This is a genomic window from Trinickia terrae (assembly GCF_005144415.1).
GTDB classification, from domain to species: Bacteria; Pseudomonadota; Gammaproteobacteria; order Burkholderiales; family Burkholderiaceae; genus Trinickia_A; species Trinickia_A terrae.
In genome coordinates, this window is record NZ_SWJE01000010.1 from 259,123 (window position 1) to 283,063 (window position 23,941).

24 protein-coding genes and 1 pseudogene are annotated in these 23,941 nt (G+C 65.0%); 10 read left to right on the top strand and 15 right to left on the bottom strand.

Annotated elements, in window-relative coordinates:
• Positions 1–122: 122 nt before the first annotated feature.
• Both FAZ69_RS19620 and FAZ69_RS19625 read right to left on the bottom strand, forming a co-directional pair.
• Positions 123–1,508, bottom strand: a complete 1,386-nt coding sequence (locus FAZ69_RS19620; RefSeq protein WP_136896741.1) for an NCS2 family permease — start codon at positions 1,506–1,508, stop codon at positions 123–125.
• Between the two features lie 506 nt (positions 1,509–2,014).
• Positions 2,015–2,335, bottom strand: coding sequence for a DUF4148 domain-containing protein (locus FAZ69_RS19625; protein WP_136896742.1), 321 nt, complete (start codon positions 2,333–2,335; stop codon positions 2,015–2,017).
• A 240-nt stretch (positions 2,336–2,575) separates the two neighbouring features.
• Between FAZ69_RS19625 and FAZ69_RS19630 the strand changes: the two genes are divergently transcribed.
• Complete coding sequence (locus tag FAZ69_RS19630) at positions 2,576–3,598, top strand: MerR family transcriptional regulator (RefSeq protein WP_136896743.1); 1,023 nt, start codon at positions 2,576–2,578, stop codon at positions 3,596–3,598.
• A gap of 17 nt (positions 3,599–3,615) precedes the next feature.
• Here the strand turns inward: FAZ69_RS19630 and FAZ69_RS19635 are convergent, their stop codons facing one another.
• Entirely contained in the window at positions 3,616–4,965 is a 1,350-nt protein-coding gene (locus FAZ69_RS19635; protein WP_136896744.1) for an Nramp family divalent metal transporter, read from the bottom strand.
• Positions 4,966–5,249: 284 nt separating this feature from the next.
• Between FAZ69_RS19635 and FAZ69_RS19640 the strand changes: the two genes are divergently transcribed.
• Positions 5,250–5,966 (top strand): SDR family oxidoreductase, encoded by a 717-nt coding sequence (locus FAZ69_RS19640; protein ID WP_136896745.1) that lies wholly within the window; start codon positions 5,250–5,252, stop codon positions 5,964–5,966.
• Between the two features lie 337 nt (positions 5,967–6,303).
• Here FAZ69_RS19640 and FAZ69_RS19645 read toward each other — a convergent pair whose 3' ends face one another.
• From FAZ69_RS19645 to FAZ69_RS19660, 4 genes and pseudogenes are all read right to left on the bottom strand, one after another.
• Positions 6,304–6,723 (bottom strand): RidA family protein, encoded by a 420-nt coding sequence (locus tag FAZ69_RS19645; protein ID WP_136896746.1) that lies wholly within the window; start codon positions 6,721–6,723, stop codon positions 6,304–6,306.
• Between the two features lie 45 nt (positions 6,724–6,768).
• Positions 6,769–6,891 (bottom strand): annotated as a pseudogene (locus FAZ69_RS34005) (4-hydroxyphenylpyruvate dioxygenase); the annotation flags it as partial.
• Positions 6,892–7,228: 337 nt separating this feature from the next.
• A complete protein-coding gene (locus FAZ69_RS19655; RefSeq protein WP_136896747.1) occupies positions 7,229–8,143 on the bottom strand; it encodes an alpha/beta fold hydrolase in 915 nt (304 codons plus the stop codon).
• A gap of 8 nt (positions 8,144–8,151) precedes the next feature.
• Positions 8,152–8,517, bottom strand: a complete 366-nt coding sequence (locus tag FAZ69_RS19660; protein WP_136896748.1) for a nuclear transport factor 2 family protein — start codon at positions 8,515–8,517, stop codon at positions 8,152–8,154.
• Between the two features lie 113 nt (positions 8,518–8,630).
• Here FAZ69_RS19660 and FAZ69_RS19665 point away from each other — a divergent pair, with 113 nt between their 5' ends.
• Positions 8,631–9,557, top strand: coding sequence for an AraC family transcriptional regulator (locus tag FAZ69_RS19665; RefSeq protein ID WP_136896749.1), 927 nt, complete (start codon positions 8,631–8,633; stop codon positions 9,555–9,557).
• A gap of 116 nt (positions 9,558–9,673) precedes the next feature.
• Here the strand turns inward: FAZ69_RS19665 and FAZ69_RS19670 are convergent, their stop codons facing one another.
• Together FAZ69_RS19670 and FAZ69_RS19675 are read right to left on the bottom strand one after the other, a co-directional pair.
• A complete protein-coding gene (locus tag FAZ69_RS19670) occupies positions 9,674–10,231 on the bottom strand; it encodes an inclusion body family protein (protein ID WP_136896750.1) in 558 nt (185 codons plus the stop codon).
• Between the two features lie 244 nt (positions 10,232–10,475).
• Positions 10,476–10,988: an inclusion body family protein gene (locus FAZ69_RS19675; RefSeq protein ID WP_169708704.1), complete on the bottom strand. Its 513-nt coding sequence runs from the start codon at positions 10,986–10,988 to the stop codon at positions 10,476–10,478.
• 311 nt (positions 10,989–11,299) lie between these two features.
• Between FAZ69_RS19675 and FAZ69_RS19680 the strand changes: the two genes are divergently transcribed.
• Positions 11,300–11,836, top strand: coding sequence for an AidA/PixA family protein (locus tag FAZ69_RS19680; RefSeq protein WP_136896752.1), 537 nt, complete (start codon positions 11,300–11,302; stop codon positions 11,834–11,836).
• A 48-nt stretch (positions 11,837–11,884) separates the two neighbouring features.
• On the opposite strand, the gene FAZ69_RS19685 is transcribed toward FAZ69_RS19680, so the two are convergent.
• Both FAZ69_RS19685 and FAZ69_RS19690 read right to left on the bottom strand, forming a co-directional pair.
• Positions 11,885–12,607 (bottom strand): YceH family protein, encoded by a 723-nt coding sequence (locus FAZ69_RS19685; RefSeq protein WP_136896753.1) that lies wholly within the window; start codon positions 12,605–12,607, stop codon positions 11,885–11,887.
• Between the two features lie 21 nt (positions 12,608–12,628).
• A complete protein-coding gene (locus FAZ69_RS19690; protein WP_136896754.1) occupies positions 12,629–13,564 on the bottom strand; it encodes a LysR substrate-binding domain-containing protein in 936 nt (311 codons plus the stop codon).
• A gap of 142 nt (positions 13,565–13,706) precedes the next feature.
• On the opposite strand from FAZ69_RS19690, the gene FAZ69_RS19695 reads away from it, so the two are divergent.
• A complete protein-coding gene (locus FAZ69_RS19695) occupies positions 13,707–14,831 on the top strand; it encodes a succinylglutamate desuccinylase/aspartoacylase family protein (protein WP_136896878.1) in 1,125 nt (374 codons plus the stop codon).
• An 18-nt stretch (positions 14,832–14,849) separates the two neighbouring features.
• Here FAZ69_RS19695 and FAZ69_RS19700 read toward each other — a convergent pair whose 3' ends face one another.
• The 4 genes from FAZ69_RS19700 to FAZ69_RS19715 form a co-directional block, all read right to left on the bottom strand.
• Positions 14,850–16,481, bottom strand: a complete 1,632-nt coding sequence (locus FAZ69_RS19700) for a carbohydrate porin (RefSeq protein ID WP_136896755.1) — start codon at positions 16,479–16,481, stop codon at positions 14,850–14,852.
• A 109-nt stretch (positions 16,482–16,590) separates the two neighbouring features.
• Positions 16,591–17,397: an SDR family NAD(P)-dependent oxidoreductase gene (locus FAZ69_RS19705; RefSeq protein ID WP_136896756.1), complete on the bottom strand. Its 807-nt coding sequence runs from the start codon at positions 17,395–17,397 to the stop codon at positions 16,591–16,593.
• 26 nt (positions 17,398–17,423) lie between these two features.
• Positions 17,424–18,656: an MFS transporter gene (locus tag FAZ69_RS19710; protein ID WP_136896757.1), complete on the bottom strand. Its 1,233-nt coding sequence runs from the start codon at positions 18,654–18,656 to the stop codon at positions 17,424–17,426.
• A 201-nt stretch (positions 18,657–18,857) separates the two neighbouring features.
• Entirely contained in the window at positions 18,858–19,790 is a 933-nt protein-coding gene (locus tag FAZ69_RS19715; protein WP_136896758.1) for a LysR family transcriptional regulator, read from the bottom strand.
• 148 nt (positions 19,791–19,938) lie between these two features.
• Here FAZ69_RS19715 and FAZ69_RS19720 point away from each other — a divergent pair, with 148 nt between their 5' ends.
• Genes FAZ69_RS19720 through FAZ69_RS19740 form a run of 5 tightly spaced genes read left to right on the top strand, consistent with a single transcriptional unit; the run spans position 19,939 to position 23,939 of the window.
• Positions 19,939–20,424, top strand: coding sequence for a VOC family protein (locus FAZ69_RS19720; RefSeq protein WP_169708705.1), 486 nt, complete (start codon positions 19,939–19,941; stop codon positions 20,422–20,424).
• Positions 20,425–20,482: 58 nt separating this feature from the next.
• Positions 20,483–21,511: an SMP-30/gluconolactonase/LRE family protein gene (locus FAZ69_RS19725; RefSeq protein ID WP_136896759.1), complete on the top strand. Its 1,029-nt coding sequence runs from the start codon at positions 20,483–20,485 to the stop codon at positions 21,509–21,511.
• Positions 21,511–21,813 (top strand): antibiotic biosynthesis monooxygenase family protein, encoded by a 303-nt coding sequence (locus FAZ69_RS19730; protein WP_136896760.1) that lies wholly within the window; start codon positions 21,511–21,513, stop codon positions 21,811–21,813. The genes FAZ69_RS19725 and FAZ69_RS19730 overlap by 1 nt, the downstream gene beginning before the upstream one ends.
• 54 nt (positions 21,814–21,867) lie before the next feature.
• Entirely contained in the window at positions 21,868–23,151 is a 1,284-nt protein-coding gene (hisD, locus tag FAZ69_RS19735; RefSeq protein WP_136896761.1) for a histidinol dehydrogenase, read from the top strand.
• Between the two features lie 5 nt (positions 23,152–23,156).
• Positions 23,157–23,939, top strand: a complete 783-nt coding sequence (locus FAZ69_RS19740; RefSeq protein WP_240702345.1) for an SDR family NAD(P)-dependent oxidoreductase — start codon at positions 23,157–23,159, stop codon at positions 23,937–23,939.
• Positions 23,940–23,941 lie beyond the last annotated feature (2 nt).

Here is a 23,941-nt window from a genome sequence, read left to right on the forward strand (position 1 = left end):
AAAAAGAGCCTGGAAACGGATTCCAGGCTTTGAAGACCACCAACGAAAAGGATGGTGGAGGAGACAACGTTCTCTCGGCGCGTTGCCGCCCACATGTCACGGCAACGCCCAAAAAAATCGCCTCAGATCGCCCAGCCGCCGGCGTAGAAAGCGACCAGCACCGCCGCAATCGCCACCGTGCCGACATTGAGCTTGCGGAACTCGCCGCTCACCACACGGCCGATCACGAGCGTCGAGAAGCCGAGCATGATGCCCGTCACGATGTTGGCGGTCAGCACGATGAACACCGCGCAGACGAGACCGGACATCGCGTCGACCATATCGTCCATGTGCAGCTTGGCGACGCTCGAGAGCATCATGAGGCCGACGTACATCAGCGCGGGTGCGGTCGCATACGACGGCACGAGGCCCGCGAGCGGCGAGAGGAACATCACGACGAGGAACAGCAGGCCGACCACCGCCGCCGCCATGCCCGTCTTCGCGCCGGCGGCCACGCCGACCGTCGATTCGATGTAGGCCGCAGCCGGTGCGCCGCCGAGGAAACCGGAGAAGATCGAGCTCAGCGAATCCGCGGTCAGCGCGCGGCCGCCGTTGACGATGCGGCCGTTCTCGTCGAGCTGGCCCGCCTGCCCCGCCACCGCGCGGATGGTGCCGGTGGCGTCGAACACGGCGGTCATCACGAGCGCGAGGACGCTCGGCAGCACGGCGAGCGAGAGCGCGCCCTTGATGTCCATCGCGCCGATCAGCGATGCATGGCCCGGCGCGGAAAGCGACGGCAGCGCGAAGAAGCCATGGAATTTCACGTCCGGATCGAACGCGACGCCGGCCGCCGAAATCGCGATCACGACGAGCAGGATCGAGCCCGGCACGCGGCGGCGGACCAGGCCGAAAATCGCCGCGAGGCCGATCACCGACATGATCACGGGGAACGACGTGACATGACCGAGCGACACCGGCAAGCCGGCGCCCGGGTTCTTGACGACGAGACCCACGTCGTTCGAGGCGATCAAGAGCAGGAACAGGCCGATGCCGATGCCCGTGCCGTGCGCGACACCCGTGGGCAGGTTGCGCAGGATCCACGAGCGCACGCCGGTCACCGAAATCGCGGTGAACACCAGCCCCATCAGGAACACGGCGCCGAGCGCCACGGCCGGCGGCAGGCCCTTGCCGAGTACGAGCCCGAACGCGGTGAACGCGGTGAGCGAGATCGCGCAGCCGATCGCGATCGGCAGCTTCGCCCACAGGCCCATCAGCAACGAGCCGAAGGCCGTCGTGAGACAGACGGCGACGAACACGGCGCTCGTGTCGAAGCCGGCTTTGCCGAACATGCCGGGCACGACGAACACCGAATAGACCATCGCCAGGAAGGTGGTGATGCCCGCGACGATTTCCTGGCGCTGCGTGCTGCCGCGCGCGGAAATCCCGAAGTACCGATCGATGCCCCCCTTGGGGCCGAAGTCGCTTTCCGCGCCGACGCCGACCACCGGCTGCGCCTGGGTATCACTCATGAGCTTGCTCCTTTATCAGCATGCTGAAACGGCCGCTGCGGGCCGTCATCAGGTTTGTCTCGAATCTATCTCTAGTAGGCTTGCCAGCAATGTCTATGGACGGGCGAGTCGTCGTGGTTGTCGCGCTGTGGACGCGCTTTTCTGTCAGCCCCGTCATTGCACTTTGCCGTAGCGAAGGGTAGGCGAACACAACATCACGTCCCATCGGGCCGAGAGCATGCAGCACATGTCATAGCGCATATATCGGCTTGAAACCGGGCTTTTCGATCGCCGACCGCGCGTATACGCCTAGCGCGGATCCGTTAAGGCGAATATTTGAGCGTTGGATTAAACAAGCCGATGCCGGGCCGCGCGGGCGCGCAAACTTACGATAAGCCGACGGACGAGGCTATTGGAGGAGAAGCGGGAGGGAATGGGAACGTCAGGGGAATGCCGGGGAGAACGCCGCGCGAGTTCAGGAGCGCGCGCAGGATGCCCAACCGGCATCCCGCCGCGCTTGGCTCACGTTACTGGCCGCCGAAATAGACCGGCTTCACGCCGTCGATCGAGTCTGCGCGGGCCGGGCCTGCCTGCGTCTTGCTCGTGAGCGCCGGGCCATAGCCGGTCTGCGCGTCGGAGTTGGCGGCCGCGACCTTCGCTTCGGCGGCCTGGATGTCGGCGGGATAGATCACGTTGTTGGTGCCGGTATAGCCGGCCTGCTTGACCTGGATGAGTTGCTGGCGCACTTCGGCGCGCGTGACGGGCGCATCCGATTGCTGCGCGAACGAAGCGAGCGGCGAAGCGAGCAGCACGGCGGCAGCGGCAACAGCGAACAGTTGAGTCTTCATGATTTACCTCGATAGATGATTTTTGAACCGCTTCGAACACCTTGTTCTTAGCGAACGGCTCAAGAATAGGCGCGGAAACACGCGGTACAAATCACTGAGTCGACAAGAGACATTTTCAACAAAAGAAACAATGGCGGCGCCGACAGGCGGCTGACAGATTGGCGTCATTCGATACACTTGACCCTCACGTAACGAGAGGCCCTAGCCTGATCGCACGCAGAAGAGAAGAAGGAGAACCCCATGTTGCTCAAGATAGGCGAGCTCGCCAGGCAGTGCGGACTGACCGTGCGCACGCTCCATCACTACGACGACATCGGCCTGCTCACCCCTTCTGCCCGCACCGAAAGCGGCTATCGCCTCTACGACCGGACCGACATCGCCAGGCTCTATCAGATCCAGGCGTTGCAGCGGTTCGGCCTGTCGCTGGCCGGGATCGGGGCGTTCCTGGCGGGCACCGACCTGCCTCTCGCGTCGCTCGTCGACAAGCAGCTGCACATGCTCGAAGACCAGATCCAGCGGGCGACCAGATTGCACGAGCGTCTGTCGCGCCTGCGCGATCAGCTGACGCGCGGGGAGGAACCGGAGCTTGCCGATTGGCTGACGACTCTGGAATCGATGACCATGTACGACAAATATTTCTCCGAAGACGAACTCGAACGGCTCGCCTTTCTCTATCCCGACACTCGCGAAGCGGCCGAATGGCGCGATCTGGCCGCAGAGGTGCGCGAGGCGCTGGAGCGCAACGTCACGCCGCGCGAGCCCGAAGCCCAGGTGCTCGCGCGGCGCTGGATGGCGTTGCTCGAGCGCGATACCGCAGGCAGCGCCACCCTCTTCGCGAAGCTCGACGAGATGTACCTGAACGAGCCGTCGCTGCAAGAGCGCATCGGCATCTCGCCCGAGATGCGCGCGTTCATTCTCGAAGCCAGCCAGGAGATCAAGCTGGCCGTCTTCGAACGCTGCCTGACGCCCGAGGAGTTCCGCTTCGTGCGCGAGAACTATGGCAAGCGCATGCGCGAGTGGCCGCCGCTCATCGGCGAGGTCCACGCGGCGATGAAGAAAGGCACGGCGCCCGACGATCCGAGGATGCGCGCGCTCTGCCTGCGCTGGCTCGATCTGTTCCGCTCCTACGCGACCGACAACCCCGAGACGCAGGCGAAGATCCGCCTCGCGCTCGAGCGGGAGCCGGACCTGAAATCGAGCTGGATCGACGCGGAATTCATCACCTACCTGCGCCGTGGCATGGCGGCGCTGAATCCCGCATGACGTGACGGCCGCAGGCGTCAGCCCGGCAACCCCGGGACGCTCACGCCGAACGTCTGCAGCACGAGCACGACGTTCAGCGCCAGGACGCCCGCGGCCGCCGCGCTCGCCGTGACGGCCAGGAACGGCGAGCTGCGGTGCTCGCCCATCACGTTGCGCCGGCAGCTGAACCAGACCAGCGCCGCCATCGGGAACGGCAGCGCGAGACTCAGCACGACCTGGCTGACGACGAGCGCGCGCGTCGCGTCGACGCCCATCGCCACCACGACGATGCTCGGCAGCATCGTGATCACGCGGCGCAGCCAGAGCGGAATCTGGAAGCCGACGAAGCCCTGCATGATCATCTGCCCCGCCATCGTCCCGACGACCGAGCTCGAGATGCCCGACGCGATCAGCGCGAGCAGGAAGATCCCCGCCGCGCCGATGCCGAGCAGCGGCGCAAGCGTGTGATAGGCGGTCTGGATCTCGGCGACCTCGGGGTGTCCGGCATGAAACGCCGCCGACGCCATGACGATCATCGCCATGTTGATGAGACCCGCGACCGTCAGCGCGATCACCACCTCGATGTCCGAGAACTTCACGAGCTTGCGCTGCTCGCCGGGCGTGTTCGCGATCGCGCGGTTCTTGGTGAGCCCCGAATGCAGGAACAGCGCATGCGGCATCACGGTGGCGCCGACAATGCCGACCGCGATGGTCACGGCGTCCGCGTCGGGCAGGCGCAGCGAGAACATGCCGCCGAACACCCCGTGCCACGCGACATTCGTGATGAAGAGCTCGACGATATACGAGAGCCCGATGATCCCCACCAACGCGCCGATCGCGAGCTCGAGCGGCCTGAAGCCCGCCTTTTCGAAAAGCAGCAGCACGTAGGTGACGATCGCGGTGACGATCATGCCGGCGATGAGCGGCACGTGAATCAGCAGCGACAAACCGATCGCGCCGCCCAGGAACTCGGCGAGATCGGTCGCCATCGCGGCGATTTCGCTCACGGCCCACATCGCGAGCACGAGCGGCGTCGGGAAATAGGCGCGGCACAGCTCGGCGAGATTCTTGCCCGTGACGATGCCGAGCTTGGCCGACAGCGCCTGGAACAGCATCGCGACGACGTTCGCGAGCAGCACGACCCACAGGAGCGCATAGCCGTAGCGCGCGCCAGCCTGAATGTTGGTCGCGAAGTTGCCCGGGTCCATGTAGGCGACCGACACCACCACGGCCGGCCCCGCGAGCGGCACGATCATCGACAGGCCCGTGCGGCGGCCCTCGAGCACTTCGCGGATCGCGAGCCGGGTGCGGCCGGTCAGCGTCGAGGGCACGGCCGGGCCGGGGGGCTTGGGTTGGGGCGTGGTTGCGTCGCGAACGCGTTCGTCCATCTATCACCTCGCGCGGGCTGGCGCGGCATGCCGGGCGGATTCCGCGTGAACCCGCCCGCCGCGTTATGTGGTCGTTTGCGTACTGGCTTGACTGTTCACGCAAGCATAGCGTCCGCGAGATTTTTTTTCTTGGCGCGCACCAGGCGTCCATGCCTGCAAAGAATGGGAGTTATTCGCCCCGGCCGCCTACCCGCGCGACGCGCGCTCCCCGAAGATCGCATCCAAGCATTGTCTGCCCGCGCCGCCCCAACGGCGCGGTTCTTCACGCTCACTCGGAGCATCGAATGACTGCACGAACCTTCCTGATCACGGGCGCAACCAAGGGTATTGGACGAGCGCTCTCCGAACGTCTCGCGCGCAGCGGACATCGTGTCATCGGTCTCGCGCGCGAGGATGCCGACTTCCCCGGCGAGCTCGTGCGGGTCGACCTCGCGGATCGCGATGCGACCGCAGCCGCACTGCAAGATCTGGCGCGCCGTCATGCGATAGACGGCGTGGTCAACAACGTCGGCCTCGTGCGCCCTCAGTCCATCGGCAACGTCGATCTCGACGATCTGGACGAGGTGTTGTCGCTCAACCTGCATCCCGCCGTGCAGACCGTCCAGGCGCTGCTGCCCGGCATGCGCGAACGTCACTGGGGACGCGTCGTCAACATCTCCAGCCTGACCGTGCTCGGCATCGTCCAGCGAACCGCGTACGCAGCCGCAAAGGCCGCTCTCGTGAGCTTCGCGCGATCGTGGGCGCTGGAGCTGGCCGATACCGGCATCACCGTCAACGCCGTGGCGCCGGGTCCGACCGAAACGGAGCTGTTCCGCGCCAACAACGCGCCGGGCAGCGAGGGCGAGCAACGCTACCTCGCCGCCGTGCCCATGCGGCGTTTCGGAAAACCCGACGAAATTGCGGCAGCGATTGCGTTTCTACTGTCCGAAGATGCGGGCTTCATCACCGGTCAGACGCTGTATGTGGACGGCGGCGCGTCCATAGGCAAAGCCTCGTTTTGATCGAAGCGCCACGGGGAGGACAGCATCGACCCGCCAGCGAAACAACCGCTAGCGAATCCCCGGCGAATCGGCGCGCGCCGCCAGAAAGCGATGAATCTGCGCGATCACGGCGGTGGCGCCGGTCGCGGAGCGGATGACGGGGATGGCGATGCGGCTCATGGTGAGACTCCTTGTACAAACGTTGAAGCGGAGTCGTCACTTTAGGCCCGCCGGATGAGCTTGCTGATGCTCGAATAGCCGAATAAATTGCTCAAAAGTCCCAAGCGAGCCGGGGCATGCCTCTCATGAAACGATCGATCCATTCCGACCGCTCGCGGCGCTCCGGCTCGCTCGAAGATCACACGCCGCGCATCGCAGCAACCGCTTTGATCTCGACCAACAGGGTCGGCCTGGCCAACGCCGCCACCCCGAGAATCGTCCATGCAGGCGCATTCTCTTTGATGTAGTGGTCCTTGATCTCGCGAAACGCCGCCAGTTGCTTATCGATATCGACGTGATAGGTGACGAGTTCGACGAGGTCGCCGAAATCGAGCCCCGCTTCCGCCAACACCGCGCCCAACCGCCGGAACGCGAGATCGATCTGCTCTTCGACGCGCTCGGGAATGGTGCCATCGGTCCGGATTCCTATCTGACCGGCGACAAACAGCAGCCCGCCTGCGGCCACGGCAGGCGCGTAGTTGAATGCCTTGAAGACCTCGGTGCTGCCGAGAACGGGATGGGGATTCGCGAGTACGACCGTCGTTTTGGAAGAACGCATGACAAGTGCCTTGGAAGATAAAAAGTAAAAAGGTGAATGGCCGAGCTACTTGGCGCCAAGCGATCCCCGCCGCGCCTGGTCCTGCTCCTGGGATTCGAACAGCGCCTTGAAATTGCCCTCGCCGAAACCGTCCTCTCCGCGCCGCTCGATGATCTCGAAGAAGACCGGGCACATTCGCTGGCCGCAGCAAGCGGTGCTGGCCGATGAGATGCTCGCGTTCTTCAAGGCGCATCCGCTGCCTTGACACTTGAGGCCTGACGTCTTGGCGGCTCGATAACCAGTTGCCAAGGATCGCAAAACCGATTGCCACGGGCGGCCGGGCGTTACTCCGGCTGCTATGTCCGCGCCACTGTGTCGGGCGATTGTTCCGACCATACGCTGGCGAGTGATGCGCACCTTCACACCTGCGGTGCAGGCGCCCGTGGGTTCGATCATTGTGTCCCATTCGCTGCCGAGGGACAAAGTACGGACGGCATCAGATATTTCCCAAGAAGTGCCCCAGCCGTTACCCGAAAAACTCGTTGAGATACCGTACGGTTTCTTCCGGTTGCTCGTCTGGGATCCAGTGCCCGGTATTGGGTAGCTTCAACACTGTCGCGTCGGGAGCAGCCGTGCCGAGGAACGCGGCGAGGAAGTCGTAGCTGATGCCGCCTAACCCGAGCACAGGAATGGTCAGCGGCGCATAGCCGCCAGCATCGGCGATGTCGGTTGCAAAGGAGGAGAACCAGCTGTTGGCAGCGCGCAGCGCATCCGGGCTGTCGTAGGCTGCTGCATAGACGGCGCGGTCGTGCGCGGTGATTGCTGTCTTATCGACTGCCAAGTAGTCGAACAACCAATCCTGCACGATGCCATAGCGGCCCGCGAACACGCGTTCCGAGAGCCCGGGAATCTGGTTGAAAGCGAACCACCACGGGTGTACCGCACGCGCCGGATTCTCCAGATCGTAGGTGCCTGCCGCCGGCAGTAGCGGGATCTGCTCGAATACCGCGAATGGATGCGGCGAGTCCATCATCACCAGCTTACGCGTAGCCTCCGGATAGTTAGCCGCAAAACTGTAGGCCACCATCGCGCCGATATCGTTGCCGGCGATATTCACCGCGCCCAGGCCAAGCTGGGATACGAGGGCGTGAATGTCGGACGCCATCGTTTTCTTGTCGTAGCCGCCGTCGGGTTTGCCGGAGCTGCCCATGCCGCGAAAGTCGACGGCGAACACACGATGGCGTTCAGCGAGCCTCGGCAATATGCGCCCGAACTCCCACCAGGTCTGCGGCCAGCTCGGCAGCAGGATCAGCGGTGCGCCGGCCCCGCCTTCCACATAGTGCAGGCGGATACCGTTGACTTCGGCGTAGGCGTTTTTGAAACCTGACAGTGTTGCGACGAGATCGGCGTCGCTGATCGGGTCGGGCGATGAAGCGGGCATGTGATTTCCTAGAACATGGTGTTGGCATTGTTGGAGGAGGCCGGTACCGGCTGCAGCACGTCCCAATGCTCGACGATCTTGCCGTGGGCATCGAAGCGGAAGATGTCGACTCCCGCGGTTTCCTGGCCGCCCCAGTCCAAATAGCGCACATGCACAAAGGCCAGATCGCCATCGATGGCGACGCGCTTCACCTCGCAAGGTATGCGCCCTGCCTGCTTGATGTAGCCCATGATCCCATCGAGCCCATTCGGGAACAGCGGGTTGTGCTGAATGTATGGTCCGGAAACTAGGCCAGGCAGCCGGTCGGCTTGCCCCTCGTTGAAAACGTGGTTGTAGATGGTGTCGAGCGCGTGTTGGATGAGCTCTCTGTTCATGATTTGACTCCTGATTTGTCGGCCTCGTCATTGAAGCAATCTTTTGAAAGACAAACCATGTGCATAACGTGCGATAACATATCAATTCGTCTCATTTTGCCGATGATGCGGTCATGCATGCATTGAACAGTTGGCTGAAAGCGGTGCGCGCCGACGGACTGGTGCTGGCGCGCACGCGCATGGCAGGCCCGTGGGGGTTTGCCGTACAACCTAGCGACGCGGTGGTGTTCCATTTCGTGGCGGAAGGACGCGCCTTCATACGCCGACCGGACACGGAAAGCATGGAATTGCGGGCTGGCGAGCTGGTCCTGTTGCCGCGTGGCGATGCGCACGAAGTGGTGCATTCGGCGCGCGGGAAAACCACGTCGCTGGAGGCGTTCCTGGCCAGGCGCGATGGTGTCGTCGATCGTGATCCCAAGGCCGTCACGTTGATCTGCGGACAGTTCAACATGGATCAGCAACTGGCGCTTCCCGCCTTGCGGGCGCTACCGCAGGCCGTGTCGCTGCGCGCCGGCGTAGAACCTGGATGTTCCCCGCTGAGCGACACGCTACGCATGCTCCGCAACGAAGTGGAGACGCCCAACTTCGGCAATCAGATCGTAGTGCGCAACCTGCTTTCGTCCCTGTTCGTCTACTTCATGCGCGATTGGGCCGACACGACGCTTCCTGAGGCCAACGATTGGTTTTCGGCGGTGCGGTCGCCGCACATGGCGCGGGCGCTTGCGCGCATGCACGAGGCGCCCGAACGTGCATGGACACTGGAACAACTTGCGCAGGAAGCCGGTTTGTCGCGGGCTGCGTTCGCCCGCAACTTCAGCGCCTCGGTGGGAGAGCCGCCACATAGCTATCTGACGCGCTGGCGAATGGGCGTTGCCGCGCGGCTGCTTCAAGAAACCAGTCTGCGGCTCACCGAGATCGCATCGCGTGTCGGGTATCGGTCGGAGTTCTCGTTCAGCCGCGCGTTCAAGGCTGCTCGTGGGATCTCGCCGATTCAGTACCGCCGCGAAGCGGCGAACCGGGCGGAACCGGTGCGGGGGTAAAACAGAAACACGTTCACTCGACCGGACGCAGACAGCGTTTGCCCGCATCCGGCGTTTCTTACCGTAGCGTCTCCGCACCGTGAGTCACGAATGCGGAATCACGGCCCACAGTCCCATCACGCCGGGACAGTGATATACGGGTCCCACCAGTAGTACCCGAACAGTTCCTGCTTTTGCCCGCCGACCAGCGTATAAAGCCCGAAGCTGATGCCGAACCCTTCCCGGCCGCTCTGCCTCACTCTCGAGTCGAAGCTCGCAAAACTCTCTACGCGCTGGACCGCCGGCAGACCGTTGCGATCCGGCGATTCCAGGTTGGGCTGCACCGCGCCGTTCCTGGTGACCCCGTTGTATTGGAACGGGTTGAAAACCTCGTCACCCGAGTAACGCGCGATGTTGTACAAGATCACTGCGTCATCGGAATTGTCTTGAATCGATGTGCCGGTGAACGACACGAGATCGCCCGGATACGCCCTGAACTCGAGATCGGCGGTGCCCTGTCCACTGATAACGCCTCGCGAGCCGGTGACGAGCAGGAACTGGCCAATATGCGCAAGGCCGGTCGGTTTCTTCCAGTCCTTGCTGGGATTGGGACTCGTCGCCTTGATGTACTCGGTGTCGATAACTGCGAGTATCTGGATGTGCGCGGTTGATGCCGCCAAACTTACATCTGCCATGAGAATCCTCCATTTTTCAACGTTGACGATTCCATTTCGAAGACGCGTGATAAACGCGTCACTCGTAATTTCGTCTTATTTTTGGACAAATACAGCTGATGAAGTAAACAGGTAGGCGAATCTTTTTATTACCTGGAATGACAAACCAGCGAAAAACTGGAATCCATATTCCTGCATCGAATAAACGCCACCTTGAAATAGACCAGTGGAAATGACATCTCATACCAAACCACGGCGCAGCCGATTAGCGAACAGTGACAATGCGATTACAGGAGTAGTAGCCGTAGGGTTCCTGCCTTGTTCTCGTTGAGTTGAGAGCGTAGAGGGCAAACGTAATTTCGAGGACATCGCTGCCAGGCGCCTTCACCTTCGCTTCGAAGCTTGAGAAGCTGGCCTCGCTTTCGAGTGAGGGCAACCCGTTGCGGTCCGGCGAATCAGGATCGGGCTGCACGGCGCGCGCCCTCACAAGAACGTTCGGCTTGAAACGCTCGAACACGCAAGCGCCCGAGGCTGGCTGCACCTTGTAAAGGATCACGGCATCGTCTGCGTTGCCTTGCACTGAAATCCCCCTGAGGGACACTCTGTCGCCGGCTTTCGCCCGGATGTCCGCTTCCGCCCGATCCTGCGTACCGGCGATGCTGCGCGATCCGGCGCAGACCATGAACAGGCAGTCCGGCGCGATGTGCACCGGATGCGCCGGGTCTTGGTTTGGCCCGTAAGCGTTTTTGACATGCTTCGCGTCGATGACCAACAGCACGTCGATTCCGTGAGCTTTTGTGTTCATATGCGATTTGGATTTTGTGTCAAAAATCTGACTTCAGCGTCAGGGCAAATAGCTCGTCAATCGCAACGAGCCAATTTCCATCCAATTTACCTCTTTGATCATACTAAGAACGGTGAAAATTAAAACGTTACCTGCCAACTCTGACAGCCGCCGTGATTAAGCAATTTGCCTATCTGATTTAACAGCTACATTGGCAAACAAGGACTGCAATACTTGCCTCGGCGCATATTCTCCGCGCCCGGCATGCCGCCCCGGCTGCCTATACCCTTCAATGGAGGTTCGATATGACATCCGAATTGAACGACGTCAATTTCGAAGCAACGGCCCAACTCGTCAACATTCTTGCGGTCGTCAACACGGAATACGTCAAGAAGATGTATCCCAACCCGAGCAAGAGTTGGCAGAGGCCGACCGGCATCAGCTCCAGAGCTGTCTACATGCTCAATAGCAACGGGGACGGAACCGGCGATCAGAATCTGCGCGTGAACGTGGGGGACTCCGTGGCCTTTAGAGGAACGTCGATAAGCGACAACGCCAAAGACGTGGTGGACGTCTACACCCTCCGTCACTTTTCCGGCGCCAATGTCTTTAGTCCATTCGCCGTTCAAGTGACCAGCGTCAACGCTATATCGCCGGACCCGGAAGCACCGAGCGACCTGCTCCTTTCGACGCAAGCCCAGGTTTTCCGCAGTTTCGATGCCAGAGTCATATCGACGGGAACGGAGGGCGTTGCAACGAGCTTCGCGCTGTATACGCGAATCCAGGGCTCTCAAGCCCTCTATGGCTATTTTTGGTGGAACTGGCTCGCTACCGCCGTTTAGGCTCGGCCAGACGCGTCCAGGGCGGCTCGGAAGCCGCCCACGCAGCCGCTACCGCTTCCCGAGCTCGTCGATCGAAATCCCGAGCTCCGCCGCCAGATGCTCCACGAGCGTATTGAGCCGCTCCACCTCCCCCGCAAGCCGCTTCTGCTCGCTGCGCAGCGCGTCGAAATCGGCGAGCGTGAGGCCCGCCTCGAGCGCCACGCTCTCAGAACCCGCATCGCCCGCGCCCATTGCCGGCACAACGCTCACCTCGCCGCACAGCAAATGCGCCCAGCGGCTCTCGCGCTCGCCCGGCGCGCGCGGTAGTTTCACGACGAGCGGCGGCTCCCGCTCCGCCAACTCCTCGAGAAACACCTCCGCCGACGACGCATCCGCAAACCCATGCAGCCGCGCCGAATTCAACCTCAGCTCCGCCGCCGTCTGCGGCCCGCGCAGCATCAGCACGGTCAGCAGCGCTTCCGCCTGGCTCGGAATCCCGAGCACGCGATTGAGGTTGTGCTCGAAGCGCGGCACGCGGCTGCTGCTGCCTTCGAACACGAGGCTCAAATGCTTGAGGTCCTCGATCGCGTTGAGCACTTCCGCTTCGGTCACGTTCATCACCGGCGCACGGGCGGTCTTCTGGTTGCAGCCGGAAGTGAGCGCATTGAGCGAAAGCGGATAGGTATCGGGCACCGTGTGCTGCTTTTCGACGAGCACGCCGATCACGCGCGCCTCGAGCGGGCTCAGGATGCGGATCGCGCGCGACCGGGAGACTTCGGGAGTGGAATTCATGGGTCGTGTGGTGAGGTCGAATCAAAGTTCGCGGGGTTTGATCATACGCGCGTACGACGCAATCATCGCGGCAAGCTCCTGCGCCGCGGGCGTGAGCGGCACGCTCGCGCGCTGCATCACGCAGACGTTCGACGCCGCCGGCCGCTCGGCAATCTCGATCGACGCCAGCGCGCCGCCGAACAGCCGGTGCCGCGTGACGATCGACGGCTCGAGCGAGAGCCAATCGGTCTCGACGACGAGATGCAGCGTGTCGAGCAGCGCCTCGGTCGTGGCGACGACGCGCGGCGGCGGCAGGCCGTGCCCGGCAAACAGATCGATCAACCGGTTCGCGGGCGGTGTCCCCTGCGAACCGGCGAGACCCGGCTGGCGCGTGCCGATCCACTCGCACTCGGCCAGCTCGGCGAGCGTCTTCGCGTGCCGCAGCGGATGATCGCGCCGGCACACCACGGCGGTATCGGAGGCATAGAGCGTCGTCACCGCGAGATCCTGGGTATCGGTGTGCGGCCCGGCCAACGCAACCGCGAAATCGAGCGTGCCGCCGCGCAGCCACGAGATCAGTTTGCGCGAGGTGCCGCTCACGAGATGGACCTGGACCTTGTCGAAGCGCGCGCGGTATTGCGCGAGCACGGGCGCGAGCGTGTCGATCATCGGCTCAGCGGTCATGCCGAGCGACACGCTGCCTTCATAGTCGCCGCGCAGCTGCCGCATCTCGTGCTCGGTCCGCTCGCATTCGCCGAGGATGGAGCCCGCGCGCGCCAGCAGCCGCTCGCCGTAGACGGTCAGCGCAATGCCGCGGTTCGAGCGCGTGAAAAGCGGCGAGCCAAGCTCCAGCTCCAGATTCTGCAGTTGTTGCGTGACGCTGCTTTGAGCGAGGTCGAGCGCGCGGGCGGCGCCGCGCAGGCTGCCGTGTTGCGCGACGGCGGCAAAGACGCGCAGTTGGGCAAGGGTCAAGGCCATCGAGGGGAAATCCGGCAGGCGATCGGAAAAAACGATCATGATAGCCGCGACGCCGCTTCGCAGCGGCGAGCCGGCGCTCTACGATGGCGCACGAATCCCCCCTCGTCCGCCCCTCATTCGTTTTTTTGCCGCTTATCCGCCCATGCACACGCGCTCGACTTTTCTGATTCCCCCGGCCATCGGCACGCGCCGCGAACTCACCAGCTTTCATTTCGGCCCGCAGGGTCCGGCCGACGGTGTCGAGAAGATCTACATCCAGGCCTCGCTGCACGCCGACGAGATTCCCGCGATGCTCGTCGCGGTGCTGCTCAAGCGGCGCTTCGCCGAGCTCGAAGCGGCCGGCGCGCTGAACGCGCAAGTCGTGCTGGTGCCGGTCGCGAACCCGATCGGACTCGCACAGCATGTGCTGGGACAGTTCGTCGGCCGCTTCGACCTGGCGAGCGGACGGAACTTCAACCGGCAGTTCCCGGCGTTCGACGGCCTCGCGGGCACGCTCGAAGGCACGCTCGGCACGAACCCCAGGCAGAACGTCGCCGCCGTGCGGCGGCTGATGCGCGAAGCGCTCGCCGAGCACAAGCCGCGCACCGAATTCGACTCGCTGCAGCGCGCGCTGCTCGATCTCTCGCTCGACGCGGACGTGGTGATCGACCTGCACTGCTCGCTCGAAGCGACGCTGCACCTCTACACGACCGACACCGCCTGGCCGCAGTTCGAGCCGCTCGCGCGCTACCTGGGCGCACAGGCGTCGCTGCTCGCGAACGATTCCGGCGGCCAGTCGTTCGACGATGCCCACAGCGTGCCGTGGTGGACGCTGCAACAGCAGCTCGCCGATCCCTCGCTGCTGCCGCCGGGCACGATCGCCACGACGATCGAATGCCGCGGCCAGCACGACGTCTCGTACGAAGAAGCCACCCGCGACGCCGGCGCGATCATCGAATTCCTGCGCGAGCGCGGCGCCGTGCGCGGCGAGCCGAAGCCGCTGCCGCCCCTGCTGCACGAACCGACGCCGCTCGCCGGCAGCGAGCAGTTCTACGCGCCGGCCAGCGGCATCCTCGTGCACCGCGCGGCGACGGGCGAGCGCATCCGCGCGGGCGATGCGCTCTTCGACATCGTCGACCCGCTCACCGACGAGACCACCACCGTGCGCAGCCGCACCGACGGCGTGTTCTACATGCGTCGCGCGATCCGCTTCGTGACGGCCGGCGCGCCGCTCGGGCGCGTCACGGGCACGCGGCCGAGCCGCAGCGGGATACTGCTGAGCGCGTAATGCCTGGCGCGGCTCGGCTCAGTGATCCGTCAGCCCGAGCATCTTGTCGACGAAGAAGCTGACCAGAATCCCGGCCGCAAAGCCGTTCTTCGGCGTGATGGCGGTCGACGGATTGCCCCAGGCATCGGTGCGCCAGGTGCGCATCACGAACGGGCTCGCGATGATGCTGCGCGTGATCGCGAAGTTCGCATCGAGCCCGAGCGCGTATTCGGTGCGTCCGACCGTATAGCCGGAGCCGCCCGCCGCGAGGTTCTGCTGCTGCAGGAAGCGCTGCTCGCTCGGCGTGACGGTCGCCCATGAAAACTTCACCGAATAGCTGTCGTGCGGACGGCTGCGGAACGGCGCCTCGAGAATGAGACCCGCGTTGCCCGTCATTTCGAGGCCCGTGCTCGAATGGGCGTCGAGGCTGCCCGTCACGCTGCCGAACACGCTGAGCGCGGTCGGATCGGGCACGCCGTTCAAGCCGCCGTCGGGACGGTAGACGACCTGCCGCCCGCCCACGTAGACCCCCGAGGTGCCGTTGTGCGTTTGCGACGTGGACGGGTCCGTTTGCGTCGCGGTGTTGTGATAGAGCATCAGCTCATAGCTCTTCGGATAGGGATCGGTCTGATATGTCGTCCGGTAGACGACGTTGGCGAGCCACGAGTTGCTGTCCGGCACGCTGTCGGTCCACTCCCAGCCGTTCGTGAACGGGAACGCCGGGTTCGAGCGCCACACGCCCGCCTGCACCGAGAGCGCCGGCGTGAAGCTGTAGCGCACGCGCGCGCCCCAGTTCGAATAGATCGGCGGATTCAGCCCGGCGTTGTCCTGCAGGATCGCGCTTTGGCAGCCGAAGCCCTGGTTGCAGACGGGCGCCGCAAAGTAGAGGCCCGGGTTGCTCTTGCCGGCCTCGACGTCGAGCCTGTCGCCGAACGCCTTCTGCTCCCAGGTGAAGAGCGTGAGGTGCGAGACCTTGGGCACGTAAGGGCCCGGCTGTCCGGCGAGGATGTCGCCGGCTTGCTTGCCCCAGGCGAGGTTCGTCGTGAACGGCACGAACAGCTGCTGGAAGTGGATCGTCGCGCCGTTGAAGCCGGCGATCTTCTGCAAGTCGAAGTCGCCGCCGACCGAGAAGAACGTCAGCGCCTCGTGATTGCCCGTCTCCTGCCCAACGCTCGGGTTGGCCAAGTACATCTGCACGGCGTTGATCACGGGCGTGAAGCCCCAGTCGTTGAGCTTCTGGCCCAGTCCCGACAGCGGCCCTTGCCGCGGGCTCTCGGCGGGCTCGGGGGCCACGTTGCCGATGTGCGAGACGCCCAGCTGATCGGTGGAAGGGATGCCCTGGGTGGCGGTCGGGCGATCGGTCGAAGCCTCCTTGGTCGCGTTCGCTTGCGCGAGCTTGGCCGTGGCCGGCGCTTGCCGCTGCGGCTTCGCGCTGGCGTCCTGCTTCGCGCTGGGGTCCTTCTTGCTGGCGCCCGGCGCCGGATTCGCGGCGTCGCCCGCCGGCCCGGCGATGCCGGCCGGCGCGCTCGAACTCTCCTGCGCGAAGGCCGCGCCGCTCGCGAGCATCGCCACGGCGAACGCGATCGACGAAAAGCGCACCGCGCCCGATTTCCAGTTTGGCGAAGCAGTGAACAAAGCAGCGGGCAAAGCGCCCGTTCCGATCGACTTCATTGCATGTCTCCTTGTCGTTTCGTTTTGCGAGGGCAAAAGAGCCCCCTGCCGCGCCTCGCGAGGCGCGGTCATGTCGTTGAGGGAAAGAGGTTTGTGTAGGCTGGGCGCCTTACCAGGCCGTAGCGCCGCCGTCCACGGGGAAGTCCGAGGCGGTCACCCAGCCTGCTTCATCCGAGGCGAGGAACAGCGCGCACCAGGCGATGTCCTCGGGCTGGCCCACGCGCTTGATCATCTGCTTGCCGAGTGCGCGTTCGAGAAAAGCCGGATCGGCACGCATATGCGCGCGCGTCGCCGAGGTCTCGACCAGCGCGGGCGAAATGCTGTTCACGCGAATGCCGTGCGGACCGCCTTCCATCGCGAGCTGGCGCGTCATCGCCAGCACGCCGCCCTTGCCCGCGCAATGCGCGAGCGCGGGCGAGCCTTCGAGCGCCACGGCCGCGTTGGCCGACGCGAAGTTGATGACCGAGCCGCCACCGCGCTCGATCAGCACGGGCCACGCGGCCTGGCACAGCAGGAAGACGATGTCGAGCTCGCCGGTGAGCGTCCTGCGCCATTGCGTCTCGTAGTCCATCTCCTGGAGCCAGGCGAAGGCTCCGAAGGCCGCCGCGTTGACGAGCACGTCGAAGCCGCCGTGCCGCGTCCGCGCGAATTCGACGAGCTGCCGGGCGCTCGCGGGCTGGGTGAGGTCGCAGGGATGGAGGCTGTCGATCGCGAGGCCTTGGGCGCGTGCGATCTCGAGCGTCTCCCCGGCCGCCTTCGCATCGATGTCGCAGCCCACGACGCTTGCGCCCTGTGCCGCGAACAGCAGCGCGCACGCGCGTCCGATGCCGCTGCCGATGCCGGTGACCACGGCGACCTTGCCTTGCAAACGGCTGCCCGCCTGCACGGGCAGCGCATCCTTGAGAACGGACTTCATGGCGGGTCTCGCGAAGAATCGGGGAGTCAGCTCAGCTTCAGGCGGCGCATGCCGAGCCGCGACGCGGCGAAGGCGGCCAGCGCGAGCACGACGAGCGCGGCGCCCCACCCTTCGACCACCGCGAAGCGCGAGCCGAAATGCCCCACCATCGGCATCACGAAGAGCGGACTGCAGAAGTAGCCGACGAACTGGGCAGCCGTGAATGCTCCCGTGCCGAAGCCGCGGCGCGCGAACGGCAGCGAGCGCAGCCCCCAGCTGATGAGCGCGGGCAGCACCACGCCGCAGCCGAGCCCGTTGATCGCGCCGCCCAGCGCGAGCGACGCGTAGTCATGCGCCGCGCCCATCGTCACGAAACCGACGCCGCAGATCGCGAAGCCCGCGACGAGTTGCTGCAGCACGCTGAGCCGGCTCACGAGCACCCAGCCGAAAGTCGCCGTGCCGAGAATGACGCCCGCGCTGTTCATTGCATAGGCAAGCCCAATCTGGTTCGGCGCACGCGTGCCGAGCTCGACCAGCATGAACGACAAGTGGACCGGCACGATCATGAAGACGACGCCGACCGCGAACGCCACTGCGCAGATCAGCGCGAGCAGCCAGGCATTGAATTCGGGTTCGTCGCCCCCGGCAACGGCGGCCGGCGCGGCCCCGTCCGCGGTGCGCCGCGTATCCCAGATGCAGGCCTGCACGAAAGGCGCGAGCAAAAGCGGCAGCGCATAGGCGATGAACGGCGTGCGCCAGCCGTGCTCGCCGAGCATGCCGCCCAGCAGATTGAACGTGAAGGCGGAGACCGACGCGAAGGTGGTCTGCAGCGACGCATAGCGGTCGCGCCGCGCGCCGCTGAAATAGTCGCCGATGAACGACGTGCTCACCGTCATCACGGCCGCCTCCGCAAGCCCGACGAGCGCGCGGCTCGCGAGGATCGCGTAGATCGAGTCGAGATAGATCGGCGCCGTGCCTGCCGCCGCGTACAGCACGAGCGCGCCGACCAGCACGCGCTTGCGCCCGACCTTGTCGCTGATCGCGCCGATCACGACCGCGAGCGCGCCGAGCACGAGCATCGGCATCGTGACGATCACGGGCACCAGCGTCTCGATGCCCGGCACGTTCGCGAAGTAGTGCTGGATCTGCGGCAGCACGGGGCCGATCACGGTGGGCGCGAGCGTGCCGCAAATGACGGTGCTCAACAGGATGAACGCGTGGAAGAAAGTCGCTTCGCGGTGGGACGGCGCAGCGCCGCGCCGCTCGGTTTGAACGTGCATCAGATCGTCTCCGTTTTGAAGGGACTCCTCTTACGAATCGGCGCTACAGCGCGGGGGAAACGTGAGAGTGGTCCGTTTGTGTGAGACGAATCATTCCGGCTGACACCATTTGACACAATCAGATTGCGTTGACATGACCATTCGACGGAATCGAACGAGCGCGGCGGCAAGCACGGCACGCCGCCGCCTCAATGCAAACCCTCAGCCGAGGTTCAAGGCAGCCACGCCCGACTGCGTGCGCGCCTGCTCCTGCAACACGCTCCGAAGCCACGTGTGAGCGGGATCGCCGTTGTTGATCACATGCCACTGCATCACTTCGATGAGCGGCGGCAGGTTCATCGGCAGCGGCAGCATGCGCAAGGGAAGGTAATGCGAGTAGATGCGCGCGAGACGCGTATGCACGGTCGCCACGCGCGTCGTGCCGATGACGAGCTGCGGCAGCGTGTTGAAGTTCGTCGTCGTGACCTCGACCCTGCGCGTCACGCCGAGGTTGGTCATCATCATCGTCTCGAAGCTGGAGCTGCGGCTGTCGCCGAACGATGCGGCCACGTGCCCGAGCTCGAGGTACTGCTCCAGCGAGATCGTCTCGCCGACGCGCTCGTTGCCCGACCAGACCACGCACGAAAAAGTGTCCTCGAACAGCGCCTGCGACGGGTGCGCGGGATTCATCGACGCGCTCGGATAGATGACGAAATCGACTTCGCCGCGTTCGAGCTGGCCGGGCACGTCGTCGGTCATGTTGGCGATGTGCAGCGTGATGCCGGGCGCCTCGCGCTGCAGGCGCTGCACGACGTCGACGAGCAGCACCGTCGTCAGGTAATCCGAAGCGCGGATGACGAAGTTGCGGCGCGCCTCGCCGGGGTCGAATTCGAGGCGCGCCACGACCGTCGATTGCACGGTCAGCAGGATCTCGCGGACCGGCTGCGCGAGACTGCGGCCGAGCGGCGTCAGCTCCATGCGGCGGCCAACCTGCATCAGCAGTTCGTCGCCGAAGTATTCGCGCAGCCGCCCGAGCGCGCTGCTCGTCGCCGAGGCGCCGATGTGAAGGCGCTCGCTCGCGCGCGTCACGCTGCGCGTGTCGAGCAGCGCGTCGAGCGCGACGAGCAGGTTCATGTCGAAGTGGCCGAGTCTCATGGCCGCGAATGTCGCGCGATCGTTTGACGCGATCAATGCGTGTTTCCACTAGGAATTGATAGTCTCGACAGGTGATCGGCTCTACAGTGCCTCCATGACAAGCGAGACCGCGCCCGCACCGTAAGCGGGACGCAAGGAGACACGAAACATGCCCCCAGCCGCAGAGCCGCAACTCGAGCACGCGCCACGCCACGCCGCGCGGCTGCCGCTGCTGCCCGTCTTGCGCGCGCACCATTTCGGCGTCAGCGTGCCGGACCTCGACGCCGCCGTTGACTGGTATTCGCGCATGCTCGGCTTCCAGCTCGAAACCCGCATGACGATCGACAAGATCCCCGCCCGCGTCGCCTTCCTGCGCCGCGAGAGCTTTCGCATCGAACTGTTCGAAGTGCCCGGCGCAGCGCCGCTGCCGGACGAGCGCCGCGTGCCGAACCTCGACTTGCGCACGCACGGCAACAAGCACATGTGCTTCGAAGTGCCCGACGTGCCGAAAGCGGTCGCCGCGCTGCGCGAGCAAGGCGCGGACATCGCGTTCGAGGTGACGGTCGACGGCAACCCGACCGCGTTCATCCGCGACGTCTGCGGCAATCTCATCGAATTGCTCGAGCCGTTCGCCGCTGATCGGGACGCGCGCTGACAGGCGCTTTCGCGCGGCGCATGCCACCCACACCTTCGCTCTTCAACGCAAACCCGACATGACAACGCCTTCCAACCCGTTGCACGGCTGGCAAGTGGATCGCAGCGAGATCCGCACGACCGGCCACGACCTGCTGCGCCCCGAATGCATTCTCGCCGAGCCCGACGGCACGCTCTGGACCGCCGACGCGCGCGGCGGCGTGATGCGCATCGCCGCGAACGGCGAGCAGACGCTGATCGCGCAGCAGCTCGGCGGCGCGGCGCCGCTTTCTAACGACGCCGAGCAGCTCGTGATGGGCAAGACGCTGCCCAACGGGCTCGCGTTCGATCGCGACGGCAACATCGTGATCGCCAACTTCGGCACGGACGCGATCGAGCTGATGACGCGCGACGGCGCCTCGCGCACGCTCCACGACCGCATCGACGGCGCGCCGCTCGGCAAGGCCAACTTCGTGCTGACCGACTCGAAGGACCGCATCTGGTTCACGGTGACGACGCGCCAGGTGCCGTGGACCCGCTCGATCAACGAGAAGACCGCGGACGGCTACGTCGGCTTGATCGATGAGAACGGCATCCGCATCGTCGCGGACGGCTTCGTCGGCACCAACGAGATCCGGCTCGACGCGAACGAGGAATGGCTCTATGTGGTGGAAACCAACGCGCGCCGGATCTCGCGACTGCGTGTCGCTGACGACGGCTCGCTCAGCCAGCGCGAAATCTATGGCCCGCACGATCTCGGCGGCTTCCCGGACGGCTTCGCTTTCGACGCGCACGGCAACCTCTGGATCACGCTGATCCTCAACGAGAGGCTGATCGCGCTCACGCCTGAAGGCGAAGTGCTGACGCTGCTCGACGACGGCAATCCCGAGGCGATCGCCCGCTACGAAGGGCACTATGCGAACGGCACGACGACGCCCGAGCTGATGGGCGCCTGCCGCGGCAAGCTCGCGCCAATGATGGCGAGCATCACGTTCGGCGGCCCCGATTTGCGCACCGTCTATCTCGGCAGCCTCGCAGGCGCCACGCTCGCGACGTTCCGCTCGCCGGTCGCGGGCCTGCCGCTCGCTCATTGGACCCGGAGGTCGTGATGATCCTCGAAATCGCCTCGTTTCAAATCAGCACCGGCAACCAAATCGAATTCGAAGCCGCATTCGAAGTCGCGCAAAACATCCTCGCCGGCATGCCCGGCTACCTCGGTCATGAGTTGGACCGGTGCATCGAGGACGCGGGCGAATACCGCCTGCTCGTCCAATGGCGCAGCGTCGAGGACCACATGCAGGGCTTTCGCGAATCGCCGCGCTTCGCGCAATGGCGCGCCTTGCTGTCGCCGTTCTTCGCCGCGCCGCCGAGTGCGCTGCACTACGAGCGCGTGTTTTCAAGCGGCAAATAACGCCGCCGCTCCACTCTCCGAATTACTCAACCGAAAACCGAACGAGACCCCGACATGATCGACTACATCAAGACCGGCCAAAGCGCCCAGGTCAAAGCTGACAATCAGGCACAGGTGCGAGCCACCGTCGAAAAGATCATCGCCGACATCGAAGCGCGCGGCGAAGCCGCCGTGCGCGAGTGCTCCGAGCGCTTCGACAAATGGAACCCGCCGTCGCTGCGCCTGACGGCCGAAGAGATCCAGGGCTGCATCGACGCGCTGAGCCCGCAGGCGATCGAGGACATCAAGTTCGCGCAGGCGCAGATCCGCCGCTTCGCGCAAGTGCAGCTGCTCTCGCTGCGCGACGTCGAAGTGGAAACGCTGCCCGGCGTCGTGCTCGGACACAGGAACATCCCCGTCAACTCGGTCGGCTGCTACATCCCCGGCGGCAAGTATCCGCTGCTCGCGTCCGCGCACATGAGCGTGCTGACCGCCAAGGTGGCCGGCGTCAAGCGCGTGATCGCCTGCGCGCCGCCGTTCGACGGCAAGCCCTCGCCCGAGATCATCGCCGCGATGGCGCTCGCGGGCGCCGACGAGATCTACGTGATGGGCGGCGTGCAAGGCGTCGCGGCGATGGCGCTCGGCACCGAAAACATCGCGCCCGTGGACATGATCGTCGGGCCCGGCAATGCGTTTGTCGCCGAGGCGAAGCGGCAGCTGTACGGCCGCGTCGGCATCGACCTCTTCGCGGGCCCGACCGAAACGCTCGTGATCTGCGACGACACGGTCGATGCCGAACTCGTCGCCGTCGATTTGCTCGGCCAAGCCGAGCATGGTCCGACCTCCCCCGCCTACTGCATCACGACGAGCAGGAAGATCGCGGCGGAATTGCCTGCCGCGATCGAAGCGGTGCTCGCGCGGCTCGATACGGCGCCGGTCGCAAGCATCGCGTGGCGCGACTACGGCGAGATCATCCTCTGCGACACAGACGAGGAAATGCTCCAGGAAGCAGAACGCCTCTGCTCCGAGCACGTCCAGGTGATGACGCGCGACCCCGACTGGTTCCTCACGCGGATGACGAACTACGGCGCGCTGTTCCTCGGCCATCGCACCAACGTCTCGTACGGCGACAAGGTGATCGGCACCAACCACACGCTGCCGACGATGGGCGCGGGCCGCTACACGGGCGGCCTGTGGGTCGGCAAGTTCATCAAGACGCACAGCTATCAGCGCATCCTGACCGACGAAGCCTCCGTGCAGATCGGCGAGGTGTGCTCGCGGCTCTGCGCGCTCGAACACTTCTCCGGTCACAAGGAGCAGGCGGACATCCGCGTGCGCCGTCTCGGCAAGCAGGCTTGACGAACATGACGATGACGACGATGCATGGCGACATCGGCAAAGGCACGCAGCCGGTCGCGGTCGTGACCGGCGCAACAGGCGGCCTCGGCGCGCAGATCTGCCGCACGCTCGCCGCAGCCGGCTATCGCATTGCGGCCGGCTACCGCAGCTCGGCCGACGCGGCGCTCGCACTCGTCGAAACGCTCCCCGGCAGCGGCCATTGCGCGCTCGCCGCGCCCGTCACCGACAGCGCGGCGCTCGCCCGCCTCGCCGCCGATATCGGCGAACGCCACGGGCGCTGCGACGTGCTCGTCAACTGCGCGGGCACCACGCGCTTCGTCGCGCACGACGATCTGGACGGCCTCGACGACGCCCTGATCGACGACGTGCTCGCAACCAACGTCCGCGGCCCGTTCGCGATGGTGCGCGCGCTGCGTCCTCTGCTCGCGAAGAGCGACGCGCCGGGCGGCGGCGTGGTCGTCAACATCTCGTCCATCGCCGCGCAAACGGCGATGGGCAGCAACGTGATCTATTGCGCGTCGAAAGCGGCGCTCGACAACCTCACGAAATCGCTCGCGCGGGCGCTATCGCCGGGAATTCGCGTCGTGTCCGTTTCGCCCGGCCTCGTCGATACGGAGTTCGTCAAATCGATGGACGCCGCATGGCGCGACGAGCAGGCGAGCCGCACGCCGCTCGGCCGGCTCGCGCAGCCCGAGGAGATCGCGCAAGCGGTGCTCGCCGCGGCGCGCGATTTGCGCTTCACAACCGGATGCGTGCTGCCCGTCGACGGCGGCCGTCCGCTCCGATAAAA

Coding starts and splice junctions, on each gene's coding strand:
- FAZ69_RS19620 (WP_136896741.1), bottom strand. CDS start 1,508: ATGAGTGATACCCAGGCGCAGCCGGTGGTCGGCGTCGGCGCGGAAAGC.
- FAZ69_RS19625 (WP_136896742.1), bottom strand. CDS start 2,335: ATGAAGACTCAACTGTTCGCTGTTGCCGCTGCCGCCGTGCTGCTCGCT.
- FAZ69_RS19630 (WP_136896743.1), top strand. CDS start 2,576: ATGTTGCTCAAGATAGGCGAGCTCGCCAGGCAGTGCGGACTGACCGTG.
- FAZ69_RS19635 (WP_136896744.1), bottom strand. CDS start 4,965: ATGGACGAACGCGTTCGCGACGCAACCACGCCCCAACCCAAGCCCCCC.
- FAZ69_RS19640 (WP_136896745.1), top strand. CDS start 5,250: ATGACTGCACGAACCTTCCTGATCACGGGCGCAACCAAGGGTATTGGA.
- FAZ69_RS19645 (WP_136896746.1), bottom strand. CDS start 6,723: ATGCGTTCTTCCAAAACGACGGTCGTACTCGCGAATCCCCATCCCGTT.
- FAZ69_RS19655 (WP_136896747.1), bottom strand. CDS start 8,143: ATGCCCGCTTCATCGCCCGACCCGATCAGCGACGCCGATCTCGTCGCA.
- FAZ69_RS19660 (WP_136896748.1), bottom strand. CDS start 8,517: ATGAACAGAGAGCTCATCCAACACGCGCTCGACACCATCTACAACCAC.
- FAZ69_RS19665 (WP_136896749.1), top strand. CDS start 8,631: ATGCATGCATTGAACAGTTGGCTGAAAGCGGTGCGCGCCGACGGACTG.
- FAZ69_RS19670 (WP_136896750.1), bottom strand. CDS start 10,231: ATGGCAGATGTAAGTTTGGCGGCATCAACCGCGCACATCCAGATACTC.
- FAZ69_RS19680 (WP_136896752.1), top strand. CDS start 11,300: ATGACATCCGAATTGAACGACGTCAATTTCGAAGCAACGGCCCAACTC.
- FAZ69_RS19685 (WP_136896753.1), bottom strand. CDS start 12,607: ATGAATTCCACTCCCGAAGTCTCCCGGTCGCGCGCGATCCGCATCCTG.
- FAZ69_RS19690 (WP_136896754.1), bottom strand. CDS start 13,564: ATGGCCTTGACCCTTGCCCAACTGCGCGTCTTTGCCGCCGTCGCGCAA.
- FAZ69_RS19695 (WP_136896878.1), top strand. CDS start 13,707: ATGCACACGCGCTCGACTTTTCTGATTCCCCCGGCCATCGGCACGCGC.
- FAZ69_RS19700 (WP_136896755.1), bottom strand. CDS start 16,481: ATGAAGTCGATCGGAACGGGCGCTTTGCCCGCTGCTTTGTTCACTGCT.
- FAZ69_RS19705 (WP_136896756.1), bottom strand. CDS start 17,397: ATGAAGTCCGTTCTCAAGGATGCGCTGCCCGTGCAGGCGGGCAGCCGT.
- FAZ69_RS19710 (WP_136896757.1), bottom strand. CDS start 18,656: ATGCACGTTCAAACCGAGCGGCGCGGCGCTGCGCCGTCCCACCGCGAA.
- FAZ69_RS19715 (WP_136896758.1), bottom strand. CDS start 19,790: ATGAGACTCGGCCACTTCGACATGAACCTGCTCGTCGCGCTCGACGCG.
- FAZ69_RS19720 (WP_169708705.1), top strand. CDS start 19,939: ATGCCCCCAGCCGCAGAGCCGCAACTCGAGCACGCGCCACGCCACGCC.
- FAZ69_RS19725 (WP_136896759.1), top strand. CDS start 20,483: ATGACAACGCCTTCCAACCCGTTGCACGGCTGGCAAGTGGATCGCAGC.
- FAZ69_RS19730 (WP_136896760.1), top strand. CDS start 21,511: ATGATCCTCGAAATCGCCTCGTTTCAAATCAGCACCGGCAACCAAATC.
- hisD (WP_136896761.1), top strand. CDS start 21,868: ATGATCGACTACATCAAGACCGGCCAAAGCGCCCAGGTCAAAGCTGAC.
- FAZ69_RS19740 (WP_240702345.1), top strand. CDS start 23,157: ATGACGATGACGACGATGCATGGCGACATCGGCAAAGGCACGCAGCCG.